We start from the raw sequence: 6740 nt of genomic DNA, 5'->3' as shown, positions 1-6740 counted from the left end.
TGCGCACCGGGCCTGCGTAGTAGGCGTAGGAGTTGCTGCAGTCGGCTTGACGAGAGGCGGTGTCGATGAAGCCCGAACACAGGGTGGTGCCGCCTGTGGCGGGGATGTCGACCGAAGACTTCGACACTGCCACCGCCATCCCCGCGGCCTGCCCCCAGGAACCATCGCGGGTGCGGTTGACCAGGCAGTTCGTGCTGCCGTTCTCCGGATGGCGCTCCTTTTCCACAATGCGGACAAGATTCCACCAGCACCAGCATGGACCCACCGTCGAAGTCGCCGACCAGGTTCAGCGGGGGCACCGGCGCCTGTCCCGAGGGGGAAGACCGCGACGAACCACCACGGCCATACCGGTCAACTTCAACTCTTCCAAGGACGAGCCCCGCCGCGACTCGACCGCCACCTCGGACACCCCAACCTGTTGGCAGACAGGACTTCGAGGCACCAACCCGATGGGGCATGCGACGCCCGCACTATGACCCAGCCGACAAACAGTCAATGCTGACTGTCAACCGATACACCTCGCCCCTCGACGCCACCTCCGCGGTCAGACCTCCAGCCAGGGTGATCAATTTGCGAGGCGGCAACGGGTTCCGGGTCGGCAACTTTGACCCGGGCCCGCGGAACGGGGTGACAAGCAGGAGACGGTCGGCAGTCCGAGTTCGTGGATCAGGGCGGTCAAGATCCCGAGCAGCGGTCGGCCTGCGCGCGGTGGCCGGGAACAAGCAGGGGGAGCTGGGTTGATGATGGTCGTATGCGACAGCGAATCCCACCATCGCCGTCGAGGCCTGCGCCGAAGTCAGCCCCGCACGCGTGAATACATCTCCGCGATTGCCAAGAGAAGCACCTCCAACGCTTGGCGAGGACTGTCGCCGAGGCGGGTAAAAGCATCCAGCCCGGCGTAGACCGACCCGTCTTCAGCAATTCCGAGGTAATCCGTGCGGCAATCCACGTCGCCGATGGGGTAGACTGGAACGCCCGCCTCATCGCTGAGGAACTCGTACACGGAATCATCGTGGCAGGCCGATGTCAGATTCAGCGAAAGCGCCATTTTCCCACGATTTGCCGTTGGCAGCGGATACGGTATCTCGATGCCACCGAATTCTGCCAAAAATTGCCTGGCAGCGTTGTGCATGACAAACCCGTTCGACGCCAGGAGTTGTTCCCAGCCATCGGTCGGAACCACCCGACCGGGAAACCATCCGAACTCTCGGAGCAAAGCTTCCGCCTCGACCGACAGTTTATGTGGATCTTCTTCCATCGCCACCCCTTGCCCGGCTTGTTCCCGACTCTTCTTCGACCACCCCACGGGGGATGGCGTGCGCTTCGAGGGTATCGATCTCACCGATCACCCACAGCGCCTTCAGGGCGATCTGCCGGTGGGGGTCCCACGGGAAGTGGCGGTGCACCACGTCCCCCAACACCGGCAGAGCCGCCGGGTCCGGGATGTCCAGCATGACCTCCAGCGCCTCCTCGTGCCGGACGTCGGTGGTCTCGACCTGCGATGACCGGCACAGGGTGCCGGTCATCGAGGGATCAGGCCGCTTGCCCGCTGCTGCGAGGTAGAGGCTGAATCGGTCCCAGTCCTCTGCGTCCAAGGCCGCGGTGAGGGTAGCCGCGATGCAGGGCTCCGCACCCACGGAAACCTGCCCCTCCGGGCGGGACCTCAGCTTGTTTCCGGGGTCGGCTCCAGCACGGTCCCCGGCACTGTTCGCGGTGGCGTGCCGTGCGGGGACTCCAGCGTGGGGTCCGGCCGTGTGTCGGGCCACGTTTGCGGGGCCGGGCCGAAGGCGCGCCGGGCGGTGCGGACAGCCAGGGCGGCGACGGTGGCGTTGGCGCCGCCGCCGATGACCGCGCCGATGCCGAACGGGACCACCCGGCTGAGCACGATGATCCCCTGCTTGGTGCCGTACTTGGTGATGAAGTTCTTGCCCAGGACGTTGTTGATCTGGCGCAGCGTCGCCGCGGGCACCTTGCCGACGAGGTGGCGGCCCCAGTGCTTGCCGGTGCGCTCGGCGACCTGGCCGATGGTCGTGGAGCCGGACTGGCCGAGCAGGACTCCCATGACGAGCGTGCGGCGGCGCTCGATCTCGTCGAGGCGGACCCCGTGGACCTCGGCGACCGAGAGCACGAACAGGGTGCTCAGTTCCAGCGAGGAGAACGCCTCACCCGCTGAGAGCGCCAGCGCGATCCCGGTGCCGACGGCGGGCGCGGCCGCGACGCCCCCGACCGCGGCCCCCGTGCCCGCCAGGGCGCTGACGTACATCCGCTCCAGCGTGCGGATGACCTCCGCCGGTGTCGCCTCCGGGTTGCGCTGGCGGGCTCGGGCGATGTTCTTGCGCACCAGCGGTGTCTGCGCGCCGATGGCCTTGTCCAGCAGGTCCAGGACCGGCTGGCCCCGTCCGCTCGACGCCGGGACCGGCCCTTCGAGGGCGTCAGGGGTCACACCGAACTCCTTGGGTCGTCACGTTCCGCGCCCAGTCTGGCACCCGAGTGGCCGGGGCCCGCCTCCGCGCTCGAGAACCTGGGCCGCGGTGCGCGCTCGAGGTCGTGCTCACGGCGGCGACGCGCTGGGGCGGCCGGCCAGGTGAACTGCGGACCGCGTGGTGGTGCCCGCAGGTCGGGATGCGGTTAACTCGTGTTCATCGCGCGTTCATATTGGTCCTACTGTGGGGATACGCCATGACGCTGTCGCGCCGCCAGTTCATCAGCCGTGCCGGAGGCGTTGTCGTCGTCGGGTCCGTGGAGGCGCTGTTCGCCGCGCGGCCCGCGGTGGGGAACTCCGGGCCGCCTGCCGGGTACGGGCCGCTGATCCCGGACCCCGCCGGGGTCTTGGACCTGCCCCGCGGGTTCCGCTACAGCATCGTGTCCCGCGAGGGGACCACCCGGCCGGACGGTGTGGTCGTGCCGAGCCGGTTCGACGGCATGGGGGTGTTCCCGTCCCGTCGGCAGGGTTCCCGGCTGGTGCGCAACCACGAGTGCTCGCCGACCTCGCGGATCGCCGTGCAGGCGCCACCGGAGCGGACCTACGACCCGGCGGGCGCCGGTGGCACCAGCACGCTGGTGGTCGACCGGCACGGCGGGGCCGAGTCCGAGCACACCAGCCTCGGCGGGACCGCGATCAACTGCTCCGGCGGCACCACGCCGTGGCGTACCTGGCTGACCTGCGAGGAAACCGAGGACAAGGCGGGCACGAAAGGGTACACCAGGGACCACGGCTTCATCTTCGAGGTGGACCCGTACGACGACCGGCGCAACGCGGACCCGACACCGCTGACGGCGATGGGCCGGTTCCAGCACGAGGCCGTGGCGGTCGACCCGCACACCGGGATCGTCTACGAGACCGAGGACGCGTTCGTCGCGCCGCTGGGCGGCTTCTACCGCTTCCTGCCGGAGCGGCCCTGCGGCGGCTGGGGGAGCCTGCGGGCGGGCGGTGAGCTGCAGGCGCTGCACGTGCCGGGCCTGCCCGACCTGTCGGTGGTGCGGGAGACGGGGGCGGTGTTCGGCGGGGCCGAGTGGATGACCGTGCCCGATCCGTTGGCGGGGAGCGAGTCGGTCCGGTCGCAGGACTACCCGAAGCCGATGACCGGCGGTTACAAGCTCGAAGGCGCCTGGTGGGGTGAGCGGGACCGGTGCGTGTACTTCGTCTCGTCGTTCGCCCGCACCGAGCTGGGCCCGGCGGAGAACCACGACGGGCAGGTCTGGAGGTACGACCCGCGGCGGCGGACGCTGCGGCTCGAGGTGGTCTTCACCCGGCCCACGCCCGGTCCGGACAACCCCGAGTTCGACGCGCCCGACAACATCTGCATGTCACCGTACGGCGGCCTGATGATGTGCGAGGACGGCATCGGTGACGCCTACATGCTCGGCACCACGCGCGACGGTGAGGTCTTCCACTTCGCCCGCAACCGCGTGAACAACGGCACACCGGAGGAGCCCGCGTACGGCGAGCTGGCCGGGGTGGGGTTCTCCGCCGACGGGAGGACGATGTTCTTCAACATCTACGACCCCGGCACCACGTTCGCCGTCACCGGTCCGTGGAACCGCCGCAACGACTGACAACGCCCGGCCCGCTGGGGTGCGCGGGAGGCCGGCGCACCCCAGCGGGCGCGGCCGGGTGTCGAGGCCGCCCGGCGGCGCGTTCGGATCAACGGGTGGGCCAGACCCGCGCCATGCGGCAGGATCGCCCCATGGACGACTACCCCAACCACGACGCCGTGGGCCTGGCCGCCCTGGTCCGCGCCGGTCAGGTCACCCCGGCCGAACTGCTCGAAGCGGCCCGGGACCGGCTGGCGCGGGTCAACCCCCGGCTCAACGCCGTCGTGCGCGAGGTGGACCCGCCGTCGGGCGCGCCCGACGGCCCCCTCGCGGGCGTCCCGTTCCTGCTCAAGGACCTCCACCAGGACCTGGCCGGAATCCCCACCAGCGGCGGCTCGCGGTCGATGGCGGCGGTGCCCGCCGCCGAGACGAGCACCGTGGTCCAGCGCTGGCTCGACGCCGGGCTGGTCGTCTTCGGCAAGACCAACACCCCCGAGTTCGGCGCCAAGGGCATCACCGAACCGGACCTGTTCGGGCCCGCACGCAACCCCTGGAACACCGACCACACCCCCGGCGGGTCCTCCGGCGGCGCGGCGGCGGCCGTCGCCGCGGGTGTCGTGCCGTGCGCGGGGGCCAGCGACGGCGGCGGCTCCATCCGCATCCCGGCGTCGGCCTGCGGGCTGTTCGGCCTCAAGCCCTCGCGCGGACTGATCCCGTCCGGGCCCGCCCGCGCCGAAGGGCTCGGCGGCACGGCGACCGACGGCGTCATCTCCCGGTCGGTCCGCGACACCGCGGCCATGCTCGACGTCCTCACCGGCCCCTCCCCGCTCTCGCCCTACCTCGCCGCCAGCCCACCGGCCCCGTTCGCCGACGAGGTCGGGCGCGAACCGGGCAGGCTGCGCGTGGCGCTGTGCACCAGCAGCTCCATCAACCCCACCCCGCACCCCGAAGCCGTGGCCGCCGCCCGCGCGGCCGCTGACCTGCTCGCCGAACTCGGGCACGACGTGGTGGAACTGACCACCCAGCCCTTCGACGACGCCGCGCTGGCCAAGGACTTCCTGACGAGCTGGTTCGTGAGCTGCGCGCACACGATGGCCGAGTGCCGGGCGGCGAGCGGGGCGGGCGAGTCGGCGTTCGAGCTCGACACCCGCACCATGGCCGCGCTGGGCCGGGCCACCAGCCCGGTCGACCTGGTGCGGGCCATCGAACGGCGCCACGAGCACACCCGGCGGCTGGCCGAGTTCCACGAGTCCCACGACCTCCTGCTGACCCCGACCACGGCGACCCCACCGCCGCGGATCGGGGCGTTCACCATCCCCGCGCCGATCCGCGCGGCGCAGCGCGCGCTGCTCACCGCCGGAGCGGCGGGCCTGCTGCGGCACACACCGATAGTGGATCGGCTGATCTCCGAGAACCTCAGTTGGGTGCCCTACACCCAGTTGGCCAACCTGACCGGCCGACCCGCGATGAGCGTGCCCCTGCACTGGACCGCCGACGGGCTGCCGATCGGCGCCCAGTTCATCGGCAGGCTCGGCGCCGACGGCACGCTCCTGCGGCTGGCCGCACAGCTCGAACGGGCCCGACCGTGGGCGGACCGCCGCCCGCCCCTGCGATGACCCGGACCGATCCCCGGGGGCTGTCTCGGGGCCCGGTGTATGGCGGGCGTATCCAAAAACCGATACGCCCCGGCAACGGGCACGCGGGTCCAATGGAAGCGTGAACCAGACCCCACCCTTGTCAGCACCACCCCACCGCGCGCAGCGGATCGTGCTCGTCGGCCTGGCGGTCCTCGGACTGGCGGCCGTGCTGTTCGCCGTGCGGGGGCCGCTCCTGATGGCCGCGCCCGCGTGTGCGGCCGGGCGGTGGCACGGCTGCTTCGACACGGTGAACGGCGTGCTGCTCATGATGCTGGTGGGGCTGCCGTTGGCCCTCCTGGTGGCGTGGGTGCTGGCACGCCGTCGGATCGCCGCGGGGGTCGGATCGGCGTGGCCGGTGTCGTTGGCCGAGGTGGGGCTGATTTACGGGACGGTGCCGTGGGTGTGGCTGACCTTGATGCCGGGCTCCGGGGCGGGCGTCGTCCCCGGTCGGGTCAGCCTGGTGCCGTTCCGGGACCTGGTCACGATGGGGCCGCTCGGGATCGTCGGCAACCTGCTGGTCTTCGCGGCGCTGGGGTTCTTCGCCCCGGTGCGGTTCGCGGCGCTGGCGTCCGTGCCGCGGGTCCTGGCGCTCGGGGCGGGTTGCTCGGTCCTGGTCGAGACCGCGCAGTACGTGTTCCAGTTGGACCGGGTGTCCTCGGTGGACGACGTGCTGGTCAACGCGGTGGGCGCCGCGCTGGCCGCACTGGCCTCGCGCCGCTGGTGGCGCACGGCGCCGGAGGTGCCGCCCCGGCAGCGCGGAGCGCGCCGCCGGGGCTCGGACCGGGTCGAGCCCGCCCGGGTGGGGGGTCAGGCCGTGGGGCGGGACAGGTAGGTGCCGGTGGGGTCGCCGGTGATCTTGCCGTTGTCCAGGACGTGGTGGCCGCGCAGGAAGGTGTCGGTGACCTTGGCGGTCAGCTCGAAGCCCTCGAACGGGGTGTACTCCTGGGTGGACTCCGAGTCCTCGGCGCGGACCGTCCAGCGGTGGTCCGGGTCCACCAGGGCGATGTCGGCGTCCTTGCCGACCGCGATGTCGCCCTTGGAGCGCAGGCCGTAGCGGCGGGCCGGGTT

The 6740-nt window shown here is 71.4% G+C and carries 8 protein-coding genes; 3 read left to right on the top strand and 5 right to left on the bottom strand.

Annotated features, from left to right (window positions below; all coding sequences use genetic code 11):
• The 4 genes from UO65_RS37795 to UO65_RS01585 all read right to left on the bottom strand — a co-directional run.
• On the bottom strand, positions 1-226 hold a 226-nt coding region (locus UO65_RS37795), incomplete at its 3' end, for a hypothetical protein (protein ID WP_233427395.1).
• Between the two features lie 570 nt (positions 227-796).
• Entirely contained in the window at positions 797-1258 is a 462-nt protein-coding gene (locus tag UO65_RS34155; protein WP_152551926.1) for an SUKH-3 domain-containing protein, read from the bottom strand.
• On the bottom strand, positions 1239-1595 hold the full coding sequence (locus UO65_RS01590) for a hypothetical protein (protein WP_152551925.1): 357 nt from the start codon (positions 1593-1595) through the stop codon (positions 1239-1241). Before UO65_RS01590 ends, UO65_RS34155 begins: the two co-directional genes overlap by 20 nt.
• A 68-nt stretch (positions 1596-1663) precedes the next feature.
• Complete coding sequence (locus UO65_RS01585) at positions 1664-2443, bottom strand: hypothetical protein (RefSeq protein ID WP_200873274.1); 780 nt, start codon at positions 2441-2443, stop codon at positions 1664-1666.
• A gap of 236 nt (positions 2444-2679) precedes the next feature.
• On the opposite strand from UO65_RS01585, the gene UO65_RS01580 reads away from it, so the two are divergent.
• From UO65_RS01580 to UO65_RS01570, 3 genes are all read left to right on the top strand, one after another.
• Complete coding sequence (locus tag UO65_RS01580) at positions 2680-4056, top strand: alkaline phosphatase PhoX (RefSeq protein ID WP_035277983.1); 1377 nt, start codon at positions 2680-2682, stop codon at positions 4054-4056.
• A gap of 131 nt (positions 4057-4187) precedes the next feature.
• Positions 4188-5651 carry an amidase gene (locus UO65_RS01575; protein WP_035277981.1) on the top strand — a complete coding sequence of 488 codons (1464 nt, stop codon included), beginning with the start codon at positions 4188-4190 and terminating at the stop codon, positions 5649-5651.
• Positions 5652-5769: 118 nt separating this feature from the next.
• Positions 5770-6504 (top strand): VanZ family protein, encoded by a 735-nt coding sequence (locus UO65_RS01570; protein WP_200873273.1) that lies wholly within the window; start codon positions 5770-5772, stop codon positions 6502-6504.
• Here the strand turns inward: UO65_RS01570 and UO65_RS01565 are convergent.
• Positions 6480-6740, bottom strand: a 261-nt coding sequence (locus tag UO65_RS01565; RefSeq protein ID WP_035277979.1) for an amidohydrolase family protein, incomplete at its 5' end; no start/stop codon positions are given. The genes UO65_RS01570 and UO65_RS01565 overlap by 25 nt on opposite strands.

Origin of the sequence: Actinokineospora spheciospongiae, assembly GCF_000564855.1 — a bacterium.
In the GTDB taxonomy this organism is placed as follows: Bacteria; Actinomycetota; Actinomycetes; order Mycobacteriales; family Pseudonocardiaceae; genus Actinokineospora; species Actinokineospora spheciospongiae.
The sequence above is the reverse complement of the archived record's forward strand: the minus strand, read 5'-3'. Positions and strand labels throughout refer to the sequence as shown.

Coding starts and splice junctions, on each gene's coding strand:
- UO65_RS34155 (WP_152551926.1), bottom strand. CDS start 1,258: ATGGAAGAAGATCCACATAAACTGTCGGTCGAGGCGGAAGCTTTGCTC.
- UO65_RS01580 (WP_035277983.1), top strand. CDS start 2,680: ATGACGCTGTCGCGCCGCCAGTTCATCAGCCGTGCCGGAGGCGTTGTC.
- UO65_RS01575 (WP_035277981.1), top strand. CDS start 4,188: ATGGACGACTACCCCAACCACGACGCCGTGGGCCTGGCCGCCCTGGTC.